The organism is Mesorhizobium sp. INR15 (genome assembly GCF_015500075.1).
Taxonomy (GTDB): domain Bacteria; phylum Pseudomonadota; class Alphaproteobacteria; order Rhizobiales; family Rhizobiaceae; genus Mesorhizobium.
Genome location: NZ_CP045496.1, coordinates 5581330 through 5597598 on the forward strand (window position 1 = coordinate 5581330; position 16269 = coordinate 5597598).

Annotated in this window: 14 protein-coding genes; 10 read left to right on the forward strand and 4 right to left on the reverse strand. The window is 62.2% G+C overall.

What is annotated here, in order from left to right; all coding sequences use genetic code 11:
• Positions 1–166 precede the first annotated feature (166 nt).
• Entirely contained in the window at positions 167–940 is a 774-nt protein-coding gene (locus tag GA829_RS27325) for a L,D-transpeptidase (protein WP_195175681.1), read from the forward strand.
• A gap of 100 nt (positions 941–1040) precedes the next feature.
• Here GA829_RS27325 and GA829_RS27330 read toward each other — a convergent pair whose 3' ends face one another.
• Entirely contained in the window at positions 1041–2588 is a 1548-nt protein-coding gene (locus GA829_RS27330) for a helicase HerA-like C-terminal domain-containing protein (RefSeq protein WP_195175682.1), read from the reverse strand.
• Positions 2589–2842: 254 nt separating this feature from the next.
• Here GA829_RS27330 and GA829_RS27335 point away from each other — a divergent pair, with 254 nt between their 5' ends.
• The 4 genes from GA829_RS27335 (at position 2843) to GA829_RS27350 (ending at position 7076) form a co-directional block, all read left to right on the forward strand.
• Positions 2843–4285, forward strand: a complete 1443-nt coding sequence (locus GA829_RS27335) for a methylmalonyl-CoA mutase subunit beta (RefSeq protein ID WP_195175683.1) — start codon at positions 2843–2845, stop codon at positions 4283–4285.
• On the forward strand, positions 4282–6402 hold the full coding sequence (gene scpA, locus GA829_RS27340; protein WP_195175684.1) for a methylmalonyl-CoA mutase: 2121 nt from the start codon (positions 4282–4284) through the stop codon (positions 6400–6402). Before GA829_RS27335 ends, scpA begins: the two co-directional genes overlap by 4 nt.
• Before the next feature lie 66 nt (positions 6403–6468).
• Positions 6469–6690, forward strand: a complete 222-nt coding sequence (locus GA829_RS27345) for an AbrB/MazE/SpoVT family DNA-binding domain-containing protein (RefSeq protein ID WP_140732770.1) — start codon at positions 6469–6471, stop codon at positions 6688–6690.
• Positions 6687–7076: a type II toxin-antitoxin system death-on-curing family toxin gene (locus tag GA829_RS27350; RefSeq protein WP_195175685.1), complete on the forward strand. Its 390-nt coding sequence runs from the start codon at positions 6687–6689 to the stop codon at positions 7074–7076. The genes GA829_RS27345 and GA829_RS27350 overlap by 4 nt, the downstream gene beginning before the upstream one ends.
• Before the next feature lie 14 nt (positions 7077–7090).
• Here GA829_RS27350 and greA read toward each other — a convergent pair whose 3' ends face one another.
• Entirely contained in the window at positions 7091–7567 is a 477-nt protein-coding gene (gene greA, locus GA829_RS27355; RefSeq protein WP_195175686.1) for a transcription elongation factor GreA, read from the reverse strand.
• A 117-nt stretch (positions 7568–7684) separates the two neighbouring features.
• On the opposite strand from greA, the gene GA829_RS27360 reads away from it, so the two are divergent.
• Positions 7685–9061 carry a TIGR03808 family TAT-translocated repetitive protein gene (locus GA829_RS27360; RefSeq protein ID WP_195175687.1) on the forward strand — a complete coding sequence of 459 codons (1377 nt, stop codon included), beginning with the start codon at positions 7685–7687 and terminating at the stop codon, positions 9059–9061.
• A 10-nt stretch (positions 9062–9071) separates the two neighbouring features.
• Here GA829_RS27360 and GA829_RS27365 read toward each other — a convergent pair whose 3' ends face one another.
• Together GA829_RS27365 and GA829_RS27370 are read right to left on the reverse strand one after the other, a co-directional pair.
• Positions 9072–10076, reverse strand: a complete 1005-nt coding sequence (locus GA829_RS27365; protein ID WP_195175688.1) for an asparaginase — start codon at positions 10074–10076, stop codon at positions 9072–9074.
• A 26-nt stretch (positions 10077–10102) separates the two neighbouring features.
• Positions 10103–11269 (reverse strand): acetyl-CoA acetyltransferase, encoded by a 1167-nt coding sequence (locus tag GA829_RS27370; protein ID WP_195175689.1) that lies wholly within the window; start codon positions 11267–11269, stop codon positions 10103–10105.
• Positions 11270–11471: 202 nt separating this feature from the next.
• On the opposite strand from GA829_RS27370, the gene betI reads away from it, so the two are divergent.
• Genes betI through betA form a run of 4 tightly spaced genes read left to right on the forward strand, consistent with a single transcriptional unit; the run spans position 11472 to position 16251 of the window.
• A complete protein-coding gene (gene betI, locus GA829_RS27375) occupies positions 11472–12062 on the forward strand; it encodes a choline-binding transcriptional repressor BetI (RefSeq protein WP_195175690.1) in 591 nt (196 codons plus the stop codon).
• On the forward strand, positions 12059–13588 hold the full coding sequence (gene betC / locus GA829_RS27380; RefSeq protein ID WP_195175691.1) for a choline-sulfatase: 1530 nt from the start codon (positions 12059–12061) through the stop codon (positions 13586–13588). The genes betI and betC overlap by 4 nt, the downstream gene beginning before the upstream one ends.
• Entirely contained in the window at positions 13588–14595 is a 1008-nt protein-coding gene (locus tag GA829_RS27385) for a threonine/serine dehydratase (protein WP_195175692.1), read from the forward strand. The genes betC and GA829_RS27385 overlap by 1 nt, the downstream gene beginning before the upstream one ends.
• Before the next feature lie 3 nt (positions 14596–14598).
• Positions 14599–16251, forward strand: a complete 1653-nt coding sequence (gene betA, locus GA829_RS27390) for a choline dehydrogenase (RefSeq protein WP_195175693.1) — start codon at positions 14599–14601, stop codon at positions 16249–16251.
• The last annotated feature ends 18 nt before the right edge of the window (positions 16252–16269 follow it).

The following is a 16269-nucleotide window of genomic DNA, read 5'->3' on the forward strand; positions in this document are numbered from 1 at the left end:
GTTGCGCAGACGCCACAGTGGCAGCGCTATCACAGCTTCGCCTTTGTTTGTCCACCTTCAGGCCCGATTCGGAACCGCCTATCGCGCTCAAGTGTTGATAGACACGCAACGCAGCAAGCCAGCGTATTCATGCTTTGTTGCGATTTGAGACCTAAAGAAGGCAACCATGTCCATAACCGATATCGAATCCTTTCGCCTGAGCCGTCGCGGCTTTCTCAACGCCGCAGCATTGGGCGCCGCTTCGATAGCGGTTTCCGCATGCGTCACAACAGCACCGGTTGCACCGCCACCGCCCGCCTATGTCGAACCGCCGCTGCCCGACTACGCGACGATGTACGCTCCCGTCACCGACAACGGTTTCGATCTGCCGGGCATCCCCTACCAAAAGATCGATGAGCAGTTTCTGCGTCAGATCGTTGCCGATCCGACCGGCCAGAAGCCGGGCAGCATCGTCGTCGATACCACCAACCACTTCCTCTATCTCGTGCGCCCGGGCGGACAAGCGATCCGCTATGGTGTCGGCCTTGGCCGCGCCGGCTTCGCATGGTCGGGCGACGCCGTGGTCCAGTGGAAGCAGAAGTGGCCGAAGTGGACGCCGCCGGAAGAGATGATCGCCCGCCAGCCGGAGTTGAAGCAATACAGCGCCGACAATGGCGGCATGCCCGGCGGTCTCAAGAACCCGCTCGGCGCACGTGCCCTCTACTTGTTCCAGGGCAATGTGGACACGCTCTACCGCCTGCACGGATCGCCGGAATGGAAGTCGATCGGCAAGTCGGTGTCGTCGGGCTGCGTGCGCCTGATGAACCAGGACATCATCGACCTCTTCGACCGCGTGCCGAGCAAGACACCTGTGATGGTGACGGCTGATGTGACCCAGCCGATGACGCCGACCGCGAACCACAAGGCCATCGCGATCGACTCCGGCGTGCCGGCAACTTAAGGCCCAGCCGACACGGCCAGACCAACTCGATAATTCCGCTGCATTGCTCCAGAGCCAATCCCCCGCCTGAACCGGGTGGATTGGCTTTTGCTTAAGCGCATCAGCGCCCGCGCGACAGGCTACCGAGGATGCCTCGCACGATGGCCCGGCCCACCGAGGAACCAACCGAGCGCACCACGGACTTGATCGCCGCTTCCGCTACGGTCTGGCGGTTGGATGGCCGAGGCGCCGGCGCCCGCCTTCCGGACTGCTGAGGCGCGGGATCGTCATTGCCAAAGCCGGGAATGGTCCAGCGCGAGCGGCCGCTGTCAGCCTGCTGCGCCTGCTCTTCGGCGTCCTGCGCCTCCTTGGCCTTCTTCTGAAGCATCTCGAAGGCCGATTCACGATCGATGGTCTCGTCATACTGACCGGCGACCGGGCTTTCCTGGATCAGCTTCTGGCGCTCGGCTGCGGTTATCGGCCCAAGCCGCGACGATGGCGGCCGGATAAGCGTCCGCTGCACCATGGACGGAATGCCCTTGGCCTCAAGTGTCGAAACCAGCGCCTCGCCGGTGCCGAGCTGAGTGATCGCGGTGGCGCAGTCGAAATCGGGATTTGGCCTGAAGGTCTCGGCGGCGGTCTTGACCGCCTTCTGTTCGCGCGGCGTGTAGGCGCGCAGCGCGTGCTGCACACGGTTGCTGAGCTGGGCCAGAACCGTTTCGGGAACGTCCAGCGGATTCTGCGTAACGAAATAGACGCCGACGCCCTTCGAGCGGATCAGGCGGACAACCTGCTCGACGCGGTCGATCAGCACCTTTGGCGCATCCTCGAACAGGAGATGCGCTTCGTCGAAGAAGAACACCAGTTTCGGCCGGTCGGGATCGCCGACTTCGGGAAGCACCTCGAACAGTTCCGACATCAGCCACAGGAGGAAGGTCGCATAGAGCCGCGGATTCATCATCAGCTTGTCGGCGGCAAGCACGCTGATGGCACCGCGCCCGTCGCGGGTGGTGCGCATGATGTCCGAAATACGCAAAGCGGGCTCGCCGAAGAAATGCGCCGCGCCCTGCTGTTCCAGCACCAGCAGCGTGCGCTGGATGGCGCCGACTGACGGCTTTGTCACATTGCCGTAGCGCGAGCCCAGTTCGTCGGCACGTTCGGCGATGTTGGCCAGCAGCGCCTGCAGGTCCTTCATGTCGAGCAGCAGCAGGCCTTCCTCATCCGCCAGACGGAAGGCGATGTTCATGATGCCCTCTTGTGCGTCGGTCAGGTTCATCAGGCGTGACAGCAGCAACGGTCCCATTTCGGACACAGTGGCGCGGATCGGATGGCCTTGTTCGCCAAACAGATCCCAGAGGATCACCGGGAATTCCTGGAAATCGTAGGGATCGAGCTTGACCTGAGCGGCCCGCTTGACCAGGAAATCCTGCGCCGTGCCCATCATGGCGATGCCAGACAGGTCGCCCTTGATGTCGGCGCAGAACACCGGCACGCCGGCGTTGGAAAAACCCTCGGCCAGGATCTGCAAGGTCACGGTCTTGCCGGTGCCGGTGGCGCCGGTCACCAGGCCGTGGCGATTGCCGTATTGCAGCAGCAGCTCTTCAGCGCGCTGGTAGCTGTCATCGGGCTTGCGGCTGGCGCCGATGAAAATGCTGGTATCGTCAGCCATATGTGCGGTCTCCGCAAACCAAAAGTGTTGAAAGGCCTCGCCACAGGTATAGTGACGCGATTTCGCAGCACAATGGCCGCATCCCAAAAATGGACTTTTGGAGCTTGCGGTTTCTGCCTATGTTTGGCAATCGTTCATGGTTCGCCCCCTTCAGGGCCGCGCAGTGGTAAGCGCGTCGCATTGCGATATACGGTCGGGGATCATAGACTGAAGTGCTCCAGGCTCATGCGGCCGAACAGCAACGAGGAAAACGGATGGGCGCCGGTGCCTTGACCAAGGATGTCGAACCCATGAGTGCTGAGCGCCAACGATGGCTGGCCTTGGCCGAAAAGGCATTGGCCGGCGCATCCTTCGAGGAAAAGCTGGTCTCGCATACCGACGACAATATCCGCATCGAACCGCTCTATGGCCGTGCCGCGGTCGCCGAACCGATCGTGCGCGCAAACCCCAGGTCACCCTGGATCGTCAGCCAGCGTATCGACGATCCCGACGTTGACCGCGCCAAGGCTCAGGCTCTGGAAGACGTTGCACAGGGCGCCACCGGATTGTCTCTGGTCTTCGAGGGCGCGCCGAACGCATTCGGCTATGGCCTGCCGAGGACCGCGAAGGCGCTGGAAACAGTACTCGACGGCGTGCCGCTCAACCGCACCCAGATCCGTATCGACGCCCATCCTTGGAGCCGCGCGGTGGCCGACTGGCTGGTGGCGTTCCTGGGCAAGCGCCGCTCTGACCCGGCAAAACTCAACCTCTCCTTTGGCATCGACCCGGCGGCGATCTTCGCTGGGACCGGCAGGCTGCGCATGTCGATCGAAGCATTGCAGGCATCAATGCCGCAATCGCTGGCGCATTTCTTCTCGATGGGCGTGCCCGGCGTGCTGCTCGAAGCGGACGGTCGCGTGTTCCACAATGCCGGCGCGACGGAGGCGCAAGAGCTTGGCACCATGCTGGCTTCGGCTGTCTCCTATCTCAGAATGTTCGAAACGGCGCGCCAGCCGCTTGTCTACGCCGCACCCCATATCGGCTTTGCGCTCAGCGTCGATCAGGACCAGTTTCTGTCCATGGCCAAGACGCGGGCGCTGCGCAGGCTGTGGGCCAGGGTTCAGGAAGCCTGCTCGATCCCGACATCAACCGCCAATGTGCACGCCGAAACGTCGTTTCGCATGATGGCGGCGATGGATCCGGAGACGAACATCCTGCGCACGACAATCGCCTGCTTCGCGGCGGCATCCGGCGGCGCCGATTCGATCTCGATCCTGCCGCACACGATCGCGCACGGGTTGCCGGCGGGTTTCGCCCGGCGCGTGGCGCGCAACGCGCAGTTGATCATGGCCAATGAGAGCCATATCGATCATGTCGCCGATCCAGCCTATGGGTCGGGCGGTGTCGAAGCTTTGACCGCCGAACTCTGCGAAGCCGCCTGGGTGGAGTTCCAGGCGATCGAGGCCGAAGGCGGCGTGCTGTCCAGCCTCCAGGAAGGACATATCCAGGGCCGTGTCCATGCATCGGCAGCACAGCGGAAAGCTGCCTATCTGGCAGGCGAACGGACCCTCATCGGCACGACACTCTATCCCTTGAAAAGTGAGCGCCCGGTCGAGACTTTGGCCGCCGAGAGGCGTCCCGCCTTCACAGAGGGCGTGGCGGTGTGCGAGCCACTGTATCCGGTGCGCATCGACCAATCGATCGGAGCCGCATCTTGATCCCTGACTTCAGCCAGATCGGATGGGCGCCACCGCGCCGGGCGGCAGTCGACGTGAAGGGCCAGCGGCTGACGCCGGAAGGGCTTTCGGTCAAGCATCTGTACAATCAGGGCGACCTCAAGGGTCTGCCGCATCTCGATACCTATCCCGGCGTGCCGCCCTTTGTGCGCGGCCCCTACCCGACCATGTATGTCCAGCAGCCCTGGACGATCAGGCAATATGCCGGTTTTTCGACAGCTGAGGAATCCAACGCCTTCTACCGGCGCAATCTTGCGGCCGGCCAAAAGGGCCTGTCGGTCGCCTTCGATCTCGCCACGCATCGCGGGTATGATAGTGACCATCCGCGCGTCGCCGGCGATGTCGGCATGGCGGGTGTCGCCATCGATTCCATCCTCGACATGCGCCAGCTGTTCGATGGCATTCCGCTTGGCGACATGACGGTGTCGATGACCATGAACGGCGCAGTGCTGCCGATCATGGCGCTCTACATCGTCGCGGCTGAAGAACAGGGCGTTGCGCAAAAGGATCTGGCCGGAACCATTCAGAATGACATTCTGAAGGAGTTCATGGTCCGAAACACCTATATCTACCCGCCAAAGCCGTCGATGCGGATCGTTTCGGACATCTTCTCCTACACGTCCCGGCACATGCCGAAGTTCAATTCGATATCGATCTCCGGCTACCATATGCAGGAAGCCGGCGCGACGGCCGACCTTGAACTCGCCTACACCATCGCCGATGGCATCGAATATGCCCGTGCCGGTGTCGCGGCCGGCCTCGACATCGACCGCTTCGCGCCGCGGCTTTCGTTCTTCTGGGCGATCGGCATGAATTTCTTCATGGAAGTCGCCAAGCTCCGGGCAGCCCGCCTGTTGTGGGCGAGCCTGATGAAGAAGAATTTCTCGCCCAAGGACGAGCGCTCGCTGTCCCTGCGCACCCATTGCCAGACATCTGGCTGGTCGCTGACCGCGCAGGACCCTTACAACAACATCATCCGCACCATGATCGAGGCGATGGCGGCAACGCAGGGCCACACCCAGTCGCTACACACAAATTCCTTCGACGAGGCGATGGCGCTGCCGACCGACCATTCGGCCCGTATCGCCCGCAACACGCAGCTCATCCTGCAAAAAGAATCTGGCACGACGCGGATCATCGATCCCTGGGGTGGTTCCGCCTATCTCGAACGGCTGACGCATGATCTGGCGGCGCGCGCGCTTGCCCATATAGATGAGGTCGAGAGCCTTGGCGGCATGGCCGCCGCGACCGAGCAAGGCATTCCCAAGCTGCGCATCGAGGAGGCGGCCGCCCGCACCCAGGCGCGCATCGATTCCGGCGAGCAGATGCTGGTCGGCGTCAACGCACACCGGCCCGAGACGGATATCAAGGTCGATGTGCTGAAGATCGACAATGCCGAGGTCAGGGCGCGGCAATTGTCGAAACTGCAAAGGTTGAAAGGCACGCGCGACGTTGCCTCGGTCGAGAGCGCGCTTGACGCACTGTCGCGTGCCGCCGAAAGCGGCGAGAACCTTCTGGAGTTCGCGATCCGCGCGGCCCGCGCCAATGCCACGGTCGGTGAGATTTCGCTGGCGCTGGAAAAGATCTTTGGGCGCCATGTCGCCACCGTGCAGACAATTTCAGGCGTCTATCGCAACGCGCTTGGCGAAAATCCTGTCGTCGATCGGCTGCAGGAAAAGATCGAGGCGTTCGAAAAGCAAACCGGCGGTAAGCCGCGCATCCTGGTCGCCAAGATGGGACAGGACGGGCACGACCGTGGCCAGAAGGTGATTGCCACCGCCTTTGCCGATCTTGGTTTCGACGTGACTGTCGGTGCCATGTTCCAGACGCCGGAAGAGATTGCCAAACTCGCGGTCGAGCATGACGTGCATATCATCGGCGCCTCGTCGCTGGCGGCGGGTCACCTGACGCTCATCCCAGAGTTGCGCGATGCGCTGAAAAGGCTCGGTCGCGGCGATTTGGTGATCGTCGCCGGTGGAGTTATTCCGCCGCAGGACTATGAAGCTGTCTTGCAGGCTGGTGCCGCCGAGATATTCCCTCCGGGTACAGTCATCCCGGAAGCAGCCGACCGGCTGATGGACCGGTTGTTGGCGGCCTAGGTTATAATATCCGTTGCAACAACACGTCGGTTAAGTTATAATCGGCGTTGCAACAGGATATTCGCTATGAACACCACCATCCGCAAAATCGGCAATTCCGAAGGTGTGATCCTGCCCAAGGAGTTGCTTGACCGTTTGAACATGAAGACAGGCGATCAGCTTCAGATCGTCGAAACGGACAAGGGTATTGCCCTTGAGCCGGTCGACGACAGCTTCGAGCGGCAGATGGAAGCCGCCCGCAAGGTCATGGACAAGTACAAGGTCGCGCTGCAGAAGCTCGCCGAATGAGCTGGGAGTTCCTGTCACGCCGTGCTGTCGAAGCAATGCATGCCGAGCAGTTGCGCAGGCATGGTGGGGCTCAAGGATTGAGGGACGAAAATGCCCTCGAATCCGCGCTGGCTCGTGCCGAGAACAAGGCCAATTACGGCGATCCGTCTATTGAAGATCTGGCAGCGGCCTATGTCTTCGGGATTGCCAGAAATCATGCCTTTGTCGATGGCAACAAACGTACGGCCATCGTTGCCGCCGGCGCGTTCCTTGTCATCAACGGCCATGTTCTGACTGCCGACAACGGTACCCTTTACCAATTCGTGATGGCTGTCGCTGCGAACGAGATCGATGAAGCGGGTGCAGTTGCGTTCTTCCGCGACCATGTCGTCAAGATCGAGGCTTGAATGCTGGCGGTAACCTATCCGCCGATGCTCAGCTTGACGATTTCCCATTCCTTGCCGTTGACGCTCGCAACATCACCGACCTTCTTGCCAAACAAGGCGACGGCCATCGGCGAGACGTGGGAAATACTTCCCTTGGCAGGATCGGCCTCGTCCTCGCCGACGATCTTCCAATGCACCTTGCGGCCGTCATCGCCTTCGAGCGTCACACCCATTCCGAAGCGGACAAGATCACTATCCGGCTCCGGGACGGAAAGCTCGGCATTCTCGCGCCGCGCGGCCCAGTAGCGCAGGTCGCGTGAGAACACCGCGATGCGTTCGCGATCGGCCTTCTTCTCGGCCTTGGCAAGCTCATCGCGCAGGCCGCTCAACTCAGCCTCGATCTGCGCCAAGCCATGCTCGGTCACCAGATTGCGATGCGCGCTTACCGGTCTCTCGCCGATGCCGGCAATGGCGTTTTCGCTGTCTTCTTCGCGGGTAAAAGCTCTGCTCATTCTCTGAATTTAGGCGCGGTCGCCCGACTTCACAAGCCATGGCTGTGCCGGGACGAGATGCTCAGGCTTGGCATGATCCCTGCTGGGTGATTGAGTAAACGCCAGGAATCTGTGCCGATGTTGAACAGACGAACGCTGCTTAGAGGAACCGCCGGCTTTGCCGTCATCGGCCTTGCGCTCGGCAAGGCCGCGGCCGTCAGTCTGCCAGGCATCGAAAAAGCCTCCATGCGCGGCTCGATAAACGCCACGGAGCTTGGCGTACAGCCGGGCACTTTCGACGACCAGAGCAAGGCCTTCGCCAAGCTGCTGCGGGATGCCAGTGACCGCGACATGCCAGTGTTTTTGCCGCCCGGCACCTATGTCGTGTCCAACCTGTCGCTGCCTGCCCGCGTGCGGCTGTCCGGCGTGCCGGGCGCGTCACGGATCGTCTATGGCGGCGACGGCCATCTGCTGATGGCCGAACAGGCCGACCATATCGAACTCAGCGGGCTGGTCTTCGATGGTTCGAACCGTTCAATGGGCGATTACGCGCAAGGCCTGCTCGATCTGCGCCGCGTTGGCCATCTCGTCGTCGACAATTGCCAGATCACCGGTAGCGGCAAGAACGGGCTGGCACTCGAACATGTTTCGGGCCGGGTCGAGCGCTCCGATATCTCAGGCGCGGCCGATGCCGGGATCTATTCAGTCGAGGCCAGCGGACTGGCGATATCTGGCAACACCGTGTCCGACTGCGCCAATGGCGGCATCCTGGTGCATCGCTGGCAGGTTGCGGAGGACGGCACCATGGTGACCGGCAATCGCGTCGAACGCATCCAGGCGCGCAACGGCGGGACCGGCCAGAACGGCAACGGCATCAATGCGTTCCGTGCCGGCAATGTCGTCATCTCCGGCAACGTCGTGGCGGATTGTGCGTTTTCAGCAATCCGCGCCAACAGCGCCAGCAACTTGCAGATCACCGGCAACACCTGCTCACGGTCGGGCGAGACAGCGGTCTATTCCGAATTCTCGTTCGAAGGCGCCATCATCGGCAACAACATTGTCGATGGCGCCGCCAACGGCATCTCGATCGTCAATTTCAACGAAGGCGGCCGCATCGGTGTCTGCTCCGGCAACATCGTGCGCAATCTCTCGACCACCGGTCCCTACCCGCCTGACTCTCCAGGGTTTGGTGTTGGCATCAGTGTCGAGGCCGATACAACCGTTTCCGGCAACGTTGTCGAGAACGCACCGCTCTACGGGATGCAGATCGGCTGGGGGCCGTTCCTGCGCAACGTCATTGCGACAGGAAACATCATTCGCAAGGCTGGAACAGGCATCGTCGTGTCGGTGGTGGAGGGTGCCGGCACCGCGGTCATTTCCGACAATGTCATCGACGGCGCTCGAAACGGTGCCGTTATCGGCCAACGTTGGGCCGAGCGGGCGACCGGCGATCTGACGTCATCGGCCAATACCGGCTACGCACACCTGACCGTCGAGCGCAATCACGTCAGTTGAGCGCAAATCTTCAGCTCAACGCGGCGGTTGGCCGGAGCGCACCAACCTTGGCGCCGACCCGGCTTTCAATCGGTGCATTGGCAAGGTCGCTCAACTTGGCGGCCAAGGCCTCATCGGAGCGAAGCAGTTTGGCAAGGATGGCGGCAACCATGGCTTCGCCAGCCCGGCCCGCGCCATCATCACATTTGAGCGAGATACCCAGCCCAAGTTCGGGCACTGCCGCGCAGTAGGCACCTTCGGCGCCGCCTTTTGCGAAAATTCGTCCGGGTGCGGCTTCCATCAGGGCAACATCGGCGCGGCCGGTGCCGGCGACGAAGAACGGTTCGGCCATACAGGCCGAAAACAGCCGCTTGGCAGCCTTGGCGCGCTCTGGACCGAAACCTCTTGCCGTTGCCATGCGGGCAAAGCCAAGGGCAAAACTCTTGAGTGGCACGGCGTAGGTCGGGATCGAGCAGCCATCGGTCGCACGTTCATCTGCGCCGTGCCTAGCGCCCGTCACAGATTGCATCGCGTCGCGCACCATCTCCTGCAGGGCGTGGCCAGCCTTGACATATCCCTGGTGGGCAATGCCGGCGTGCACGCAGGTGCAGAGAAAGCCTGAGTGCTTGCCCGAGCAATTGTTGTGCAGCGCGTTCGGCGTGCCGCCGGCGCGGGCGAGCGTAATCTCCGCGTCGTGGTTCGAAGGCCAGTGCGTGCCGCATTCCAGGGCGTTTCCGTCCAGCCCGGCCTTGGCCAGCATCGCTCGCGCCAGCTCGGCATGCGCGGGCTCGCCGGAATGAGATGCGCAGGCGAGCGCCAGTTCGCGGTTGCCGAAACCATAGGCATCGGCGGCGCCGCTTTCGACAAGCGGCAGCGCCTGGATCGCCTTGACAGCGGAGCGCGGGAATACCGGACGCGACGTATCGCCAATCTCCAGCACCGATTTGCCGTCGGCATCGAAAACCGCGACCGCACCGCGATGGGCGCTCTCGACGATGGCGCCGCGCAGAACCTCGATCAGAACCGGATTTGTCATCTCACCTCCAGCAAATTGCCGGCGGTTTACCTGATCCGGTCGAGAATTGAAACGTAGTTAGCGACGGCAGCACCGCCCATGTTGAAGATGCCGCCAAGTTTGGCGCCAGGCACCTGGATGCCCCCGGCTTCGCCGACAAGCTGCATGGCGGTCAAGACGTGCATCGACACACCGGTTGCGCCGATCGGATGGCCCTTTGCCTTCAAACCACCTGAGGGATTGACCGGCAACCGCCCGTCCTTGGCCGTCTCGCCGCTCAGCGCCAGCCTGGCGCCCTCGCCCGGCTTCGCCAGGCCCATGGCCTCATATTCGATCAACTCGGCGATGGTGAAGCAGTCATGCGTCTCGACGAAGGACAGATCGTCAAGCGTCACGCCGGCGGACTTCAGCGCCCTGCCCCAGGCCTGCTCACAGCCTTCGAAGGTCAGGATGTCGCGCTTCGACATCGGCAGGAAGTCCTGGACATGCTCATTGGCGCGGAAGGCGACGGCGCGGCGCATCTTCAGCGCTGTCGCGGTATCAGCAAGGATAAGGGCGGCGGCACCATCTGAAACCAGCGAGCAGTCGGTACGCTTCAAGGGGCCGGCGACGAACGGGTTCTTCTCGCTCTCCTGGCGGCAGAAATCATAGCCGAAATCCTTGCGCATCTGTGCATAGGGATTGTCTACGCCATTCTTGTGGTTCTTGGCGGCAATCATGGCCAGCGCATCCGACTGGTCGCCGTAACGCTGGAAATAAGCCTGCGCGATCTTGCCGAAAACGCCGGCAAAACCGGCCGGGGTATCGCCGTCCTCGGGCAGGTAGGAAGCCTTGAGAAGGTTCTTGCCGATCTCAGGCCCGGGTGTCGTCGTCATCTGCTCGGCGCCGACCACCAGCACGATGCGGGCGGCATTGGCATCAATGGCGCGAATGCCTTGCCTGACCGCCGCTGACCCGGTGGCGCAGGCGTTCTCGACACGCGTCGCCGGCTTGAAACGCAGGCGGTCGTCGGCCTGCAGGACGAGGCTGGCGGTGAAATCCTGGGCGGAGAAGCCGGCGTTGAAATGACCGAGCACGATCTCGTCGACCTCGTCGGGGCCGATGCCAGCATGGTCGAGTGCGTCAGTCGCCACCTTGACGATCAGGTTTTCGAGCGTCTCGCCTTCGAGCTTGCCGAAACGCGAATGCGCCCAGCCAACGATGCATGCTGTCATGACAGTCTCCATCCTTCGCGCCAGCCTAGCACGGGATCGCGTGGCATGCGCACTATGACTATTGTTCAAATATGAACCACTTTTCCGAACTCGTGAAGGGCTGCTGTCAGAAAATCGCTTGGTGCAGAGCCTGAAACAGGGCAGGATTTTTGTTGATTGATCCGTCAATAAAATAATCATTGCCCGAACGGGTTGGAGCAGCATGCCGAAAGTTGGAATGGAACCGTTGCGCCGCAAGGCGCTGATCGATGCGACGATCTCGGCGATCGGCGAACGCGGTTCACTTGACGTGACGATGTCGGAAATCGCCGGCCGTGCTGGCGTCTCATCCGCCCTTGCCCATCACTATTTCGGCGCCAAGGACGAGCTGTTGCTGGCGACAATGCGGCACATCCTGGCCGAATTGACCATCGACATGCGGCAGGCGTTGCGCCTTGCCACCACGCCGCGGGCCCGCGTCTCGGCGGTCGTTGCGGTGAACTTCTCGGATATTCAGTTCCAGCCGGAAACCATAGCGGCCTGGCTTGCCTTCTATGTTGAAGCGCAGAAGTCATCGGCTTTGCGGCGGCTGCTTCGCGTTTATGCGCGCCGGCTGCATTCCAACCTGATGAGCGGGCTTATCGGCATCCTGCCCAGGGCCGAAGCCGACCGCGTCGCCGAGGCGACAGCCGCCATGATCGACGGACTCTATATCAGACGGGCGCTGAAGGATGGCGTGCCCGACGCCGCGACCGCGATTGCGCTGGTCGAGGACTATCTCGAAACAAAACTCAGTGGACGGCGAAAACAGTGACCGCCAGAAAACCCAATTTCCTGATCGTCATGGTCGATCAGCTCAACGGCACGCTGTTTTCCGATGGCCCGGCGGACTTTCTGCATGCGCCGCATCTGAAGGCGCTGGCCGCGCGTTCGGCACGGTTTGCCAACAACTACACAGCATCACCGCTTTGCGCACCTGGCCGCGCCTCGTTCATGAGTGGCCAGTTGCCCTCTCGCACGCAAGTCTATGACAACGCGGCTGAATTCGCCTCGTCGATCCCGACTTTCGCCCATCATTTGCGCGCTGCCGGCTATTATACCTGCCTGTCGGGCAAGATGCATTTCGTTGGACCGGACCAGTTGCATGGCTTCGAGGAGCGGTTGACCACCGATATCTATCCCGCCGACTTCGGCTGGACCCCGGACTATCGCAAGCCCGGCGAGCGTATCGACTGGTGGTATCACAATCTGGGGTCTGTGACCGGCGCCGGCGTCGCCGAGATCAGCAACCAGATGGAATATGACGACGAGGTCGCCTTCCACGCTGTGCAGAAGCTCTATGATCTCTCCCGCACCTCCGACGATGCTTCATGCCGGCCCTGGTGCCTGACCGTTTCCTTCACCCATCCGCACGACCCCTACGTTGCGAGGCGGCAATATTGGGACCTCTATGAGGACTGCCCGGCGCTGGACCCCGAGATCGGTTTCATCCCTTACGACAGCCAGGACCAGCATTCGCAGCGGCTCTACCGCGCCAGCGATTATGACAGCTTCGACATCACGCCGGAGCAGATCCGCCGCTCGCGTCGCGGCTATTTCGCCAACATCTCCTATCTCGACGACAAGGTCGGTGAGTTGTTGTCGGTGCTCGAGCGTACCCGCATGCTCGACGACACGATCATCCTGTTCTGCTCGGACCACGGCGATATGCTCGGCGAGCGCGGCCTTTGGTTCAAGATGAACTTCTTTGAGGGCTCCGCACGGGTACCCTTGATGATCGCCGGCAAAGGCATTCCAGCCGGCCTGCACGAGACGCCGGTCTCCAATCTCGACGTGACGCCAACGCTCTGCGACCTTGCCGGCATCGACATGACCGCAATCGCACCATGGACCGACGGCCAGTCGCTGTTGCCACTGCTCAACGGCAACGCGCGGACCGCACCGGTATTGATGGAATACGCTGCCGAAGGCACCAATGCGCCGATGGTGGCGATCCGCGACGGTCGCTACAAATTCGTCCATTGCGAGATCGATCCGTCACAACTGTTTGATATGGACGCCGATCCGCAAGAGTTGAGCAATCTCGCCGCCGATCCGGCACATGCGGCTTTGGTGGCGGCTTTTATGGACAAGATTCGGGCGCGCTGGGACATGGCCGCGTTCGATGCCGCCGTGCGGGAAAGCCAGGCGCGCCGCTGGGTCGTCTATCCTGCCCTGCGCAACGGCACGCATTATCCCTGGGAATTCCAGCCGCTGCAAAAAGCCTCGGAACGCTACATGCGCAACCACATGAATCTCGACGTGCTCGAAGAGCAGAAACGTTTTCCACGAGGCGAATGATGACTGAAACCATGGTCCCTACCCTTGATCATCTCAGGCAGGCTTATGCCGTCACAGCCAAGGCGACGCAGGTTACGCCGCTGCTGGAATCGGCCGCACTTGCCACAGAGACCGGCGCCGCGCGTGTCTTCATCAAGCCGGAATCATTGCAATGGGCCGGTTCGTTCAAGGTGCGCGGTGCCTATTGGCGGCTGAAGCGGCTGTCGCCTGCCGAAGCTGCAAAAGGCGTCGTTGCCTATTCCTCCGGCAATTTCGCGCAAGGGCTTGCGGCTGCCGGCCAGGCGCTCGGCATTCCCGTCACCATTGTCATGCCGATCGATGCACCCGCCGCCAAGCGGGACGCAACGGCAGCCTATGGCGCACGCGTCGTGCTGACCGATCACGGCGAGCGGGCGCGTGAGGAAGTGGCGGCCGCCAAGGCGCGCGAGATCGCCGAGACCGAAGGCCTCACCCTGCTACACCCGTTCGACGACCCCGAAATCGTCGCCGGCCAGGCCGGCGCCGGCCTCGAAGCGCTCGACCAGCTTGCCGCCAAGGATGCGCAAGCCGATCTGCTGTTCTGCTCGGTTGGCGGCGGCGGGCTGATCGGCGGCGTTTCGCTGGCGTTCCACTACCTGTCTCCGCGCACCGAGATCATCGGCGTCGAGCCGGAAGGGTTCAACGGCATGGGCTCGTCGCTGGCGCATGGCAGCATCGAAACCATGCCGATCGGGCCGAAGTCGATCTGCGACGGGCTGATGTCGCGCCGGCCGGGTGACGCGCCGTTCGCGGCGGTGAAGACAGCGGGCGTTCGCGGCATCACCGTCGACGATCAGTCGGTGCGGCGCGCGATGCGGATTGCCTTCGAGCGGATGAAGCTGGTGCTGGAGCCGTCGGGCGCGGCATCGCTAGCGGCACTGCTCGGCGGCAAGGTGGATGTGGCCGGCAAGACCGTGCTCGTGGTGGCAACAGGCGGCAATGTTTCGCTCGCCGATTTCATCACGCATATGAACGATGGGCGCGCATAAACCATGCTTGAAGCGGATTTCGTCATCATCGGCTCTGGCTCGGCCGGCTCGGCCATGGCCTACCGCCTGTCGGAAGACGGCAAGCATTCGGTCATCGTCATCGAGTTTGGCGGCACCGATATCGGGCCGCTGATCCAGATGCCGTCCGCGCTCTCGATCCCGCTCAACATGAGCCTCTACGACTGGGGCTTTGCCAGCGAGCCGGAGCCGCATCTTGGCGGCCGCGTGCTGGCGACACCGCGCGGCAAAGTCATCGGCGGCTCGTCCTCGATCAACGGCATGGTCTATGTGCGCGGCCATGCACGCGACTTCGACCACTGGGCCGAGGAAGGTGCGGCCGGCTGGGGGTTTGCTGATGTGCTCCCCTATTTCAAGCGCATGGAAGACTCGGATGGCGGCGAGGATGGCTGGCGAGGTCACGGCGGCCCGCTGCATGTCCAGCGTGGCCCGCGCAAGAATCCGCTCTATGGTGCCTTCGTCGAGGCTGGCCATCAGGCCGGCTTTGAACTGACCGACGACTATAATGGCTCGAAGCAGGAAGGCTTCGGGCCGATGGAGCAGACCATCCGAGGCGGCCGCCGTTGGTCGGCGGCGAGCGCCTATCTCAAGCCGGCGCTGAAGCGCAAGAATGTCAGCGTGGTCAAAGGCTTTGCCCGGCGGGTGATCATCGAGAATCAACGCGCCATCGGTGTCGAGATCGAAGCTCACAAACAGATTCAGGTCGTTAAGGCGCGGCGTGAGGTGATTGTCGCGGCGTCGTCGATCAATTCGCCCAAGATCCTGATGCTTTCGGGCATTGGCCCGGCTGAACATCTCAGGGACAATGGCATTGCCGTGGTGGCTGACCGGCCCGGCGTCGGCCGCAACCTGCAGGACCATATGGAGCTCTACATCCAGCAGGAATCGACACAGCCGATCACGCTGAACTCGGTGCTCAATCCGTTTTCCAAGGCATTGATCGGCGCGCAGTGGCTGTTCTTCAAAACCGGCCTTGGCGCGACCAACCATTTCGAGGCGGCCGCCTTCGTGCGCTCACGCGCCGGCGTAGACTATCCCGACATTCAGTATCACTTCATCCCGGCCGCCGTTCGCTATGACGGCAAGGCAGCCGCCAAGTCGCATGGTTTCCAGGCACATGTCGGCCCGATGCGCTCGAAGTCGCGTGGCTCGGTGACGCTGCGCTCGCCCGATGCCCGGGCGAACCCGGTGATCCGCTTCAACTACATGTCGCATCCGGACGACTGGACAGACTTCCGCCACTGCATCCGGCTGACCCGCGAGATATTCGGCCAGTCGGCATTTGACGCTTTTCGCGGCAAGGAAATCTCCCCCGGCAGCCAGGTCCAGTCAGACGACGAGCTCGATATGTTCATCCGCGATCATGCCGAAAGCGCCTATCATCCTTGCGGCACCTGCAAGATGGGCCGGGCGGATGATCTGATGAGCGTCGTCGATCCGGAATGCCGGGTCATCGGTGTCGACGGCTTGCGGGTCGCCGATTCCTCGATCTTCCCGCGCGTCACCAATGGCAACCTCAACGCGCCGTCGATCATGACCGGCGAGAAGGCGTCCGACCATATTCTTGGCCGCACGCCACTGGCGCCGTCCAACCAGGAACCATGGATCAATCCGCGCTGGCAGGCGTCGGACAGATAGAGCATGATCTATCCCATA

Bases quoted from the DNA above. Each gene is read 5' to 3' on its own strand.
- GA829_RS27345 (WP_140732770.1), top strand. From the start codon at position 6,469: ATGAACACCACCATCCGCAAAATCGGCAATTCCGAAGGTGTGATCCTG.
- greA (WP_195175686.1), bottom strand. From the start codon at position 7,567: ATGAGCAGAGCTTTTACCCGCGAAGAAGACAGCGAAAACGCCATTGCC.
- GA829_RS27370 (WP_195175689.1), bottom strand. From the start codon at position 11,269: ATGACAGCATGCATCGTTGGCTGGGCGCATTCGCGTTTCGGCAAGCTC.
- GA829_RS27350 (WP_195175685.1), top strand. From the start codon at position 6,687: ATGAGCTGGGAGTTCCTGTCACGCCGTGCTGTCGAAGCAATGCATGCC.
- GA829_RS27330 (WP_195175682.1), bottom strand. From the start codon at position 2,588: ATGGCTGACGATACCAGCATTTTCATCGGCGCCAGCCGCAAGCCCGAT.
- betI (WP_195175690.1), top strand. From the start codon at position 11,472: ATGCCGAAAGTTGGAATGGAACCGTTGCGCCGCAAGGCGCTGATCGAT.
- GA829_RS27385 (WP_195175692.1), top strand. From the start codon at position 13,588: ATGACTGAAACCATGGTCCCTACCCTTGATCATCTCAGGCAGGCTTAT.
- GA829_RS27360 (WP_195175687.1), top strand. From the start codon at position 7,685: ATGTTGAACAGACGAACGCTGCTTAGAGGAACCGCCGGCTTTGCCGTC.
- betA (WP_195175693.1), top strand. From the start codon at position 14,599: ATGCTTGAAGCGGATTTCGTCATCATCGGCTCTGGCTCGGCCGGCTCG.
- GA829_RS27325 (WP_195175681.1), top strand. From the start codon at position 167: ATGTCCATAACCGATATCGAATCCTTTCGCCTGAGCCGTCGCGGCTTT.
- GA829_RS27335 (WP_195175683.1), top strand. From the start codon at position 2,843: ATGGGCGCCGGTGCCTTGACCAAGGATGTCGAACCCATGAGTGCTGAG.
- GA829_RS27365 (WP_195175688.1), bottom strand. From the start codon at position 10,076: ATGACAAATCCGGTTCTGATCGAGGTTCTGCGCGGCGCCATCGTCGAG.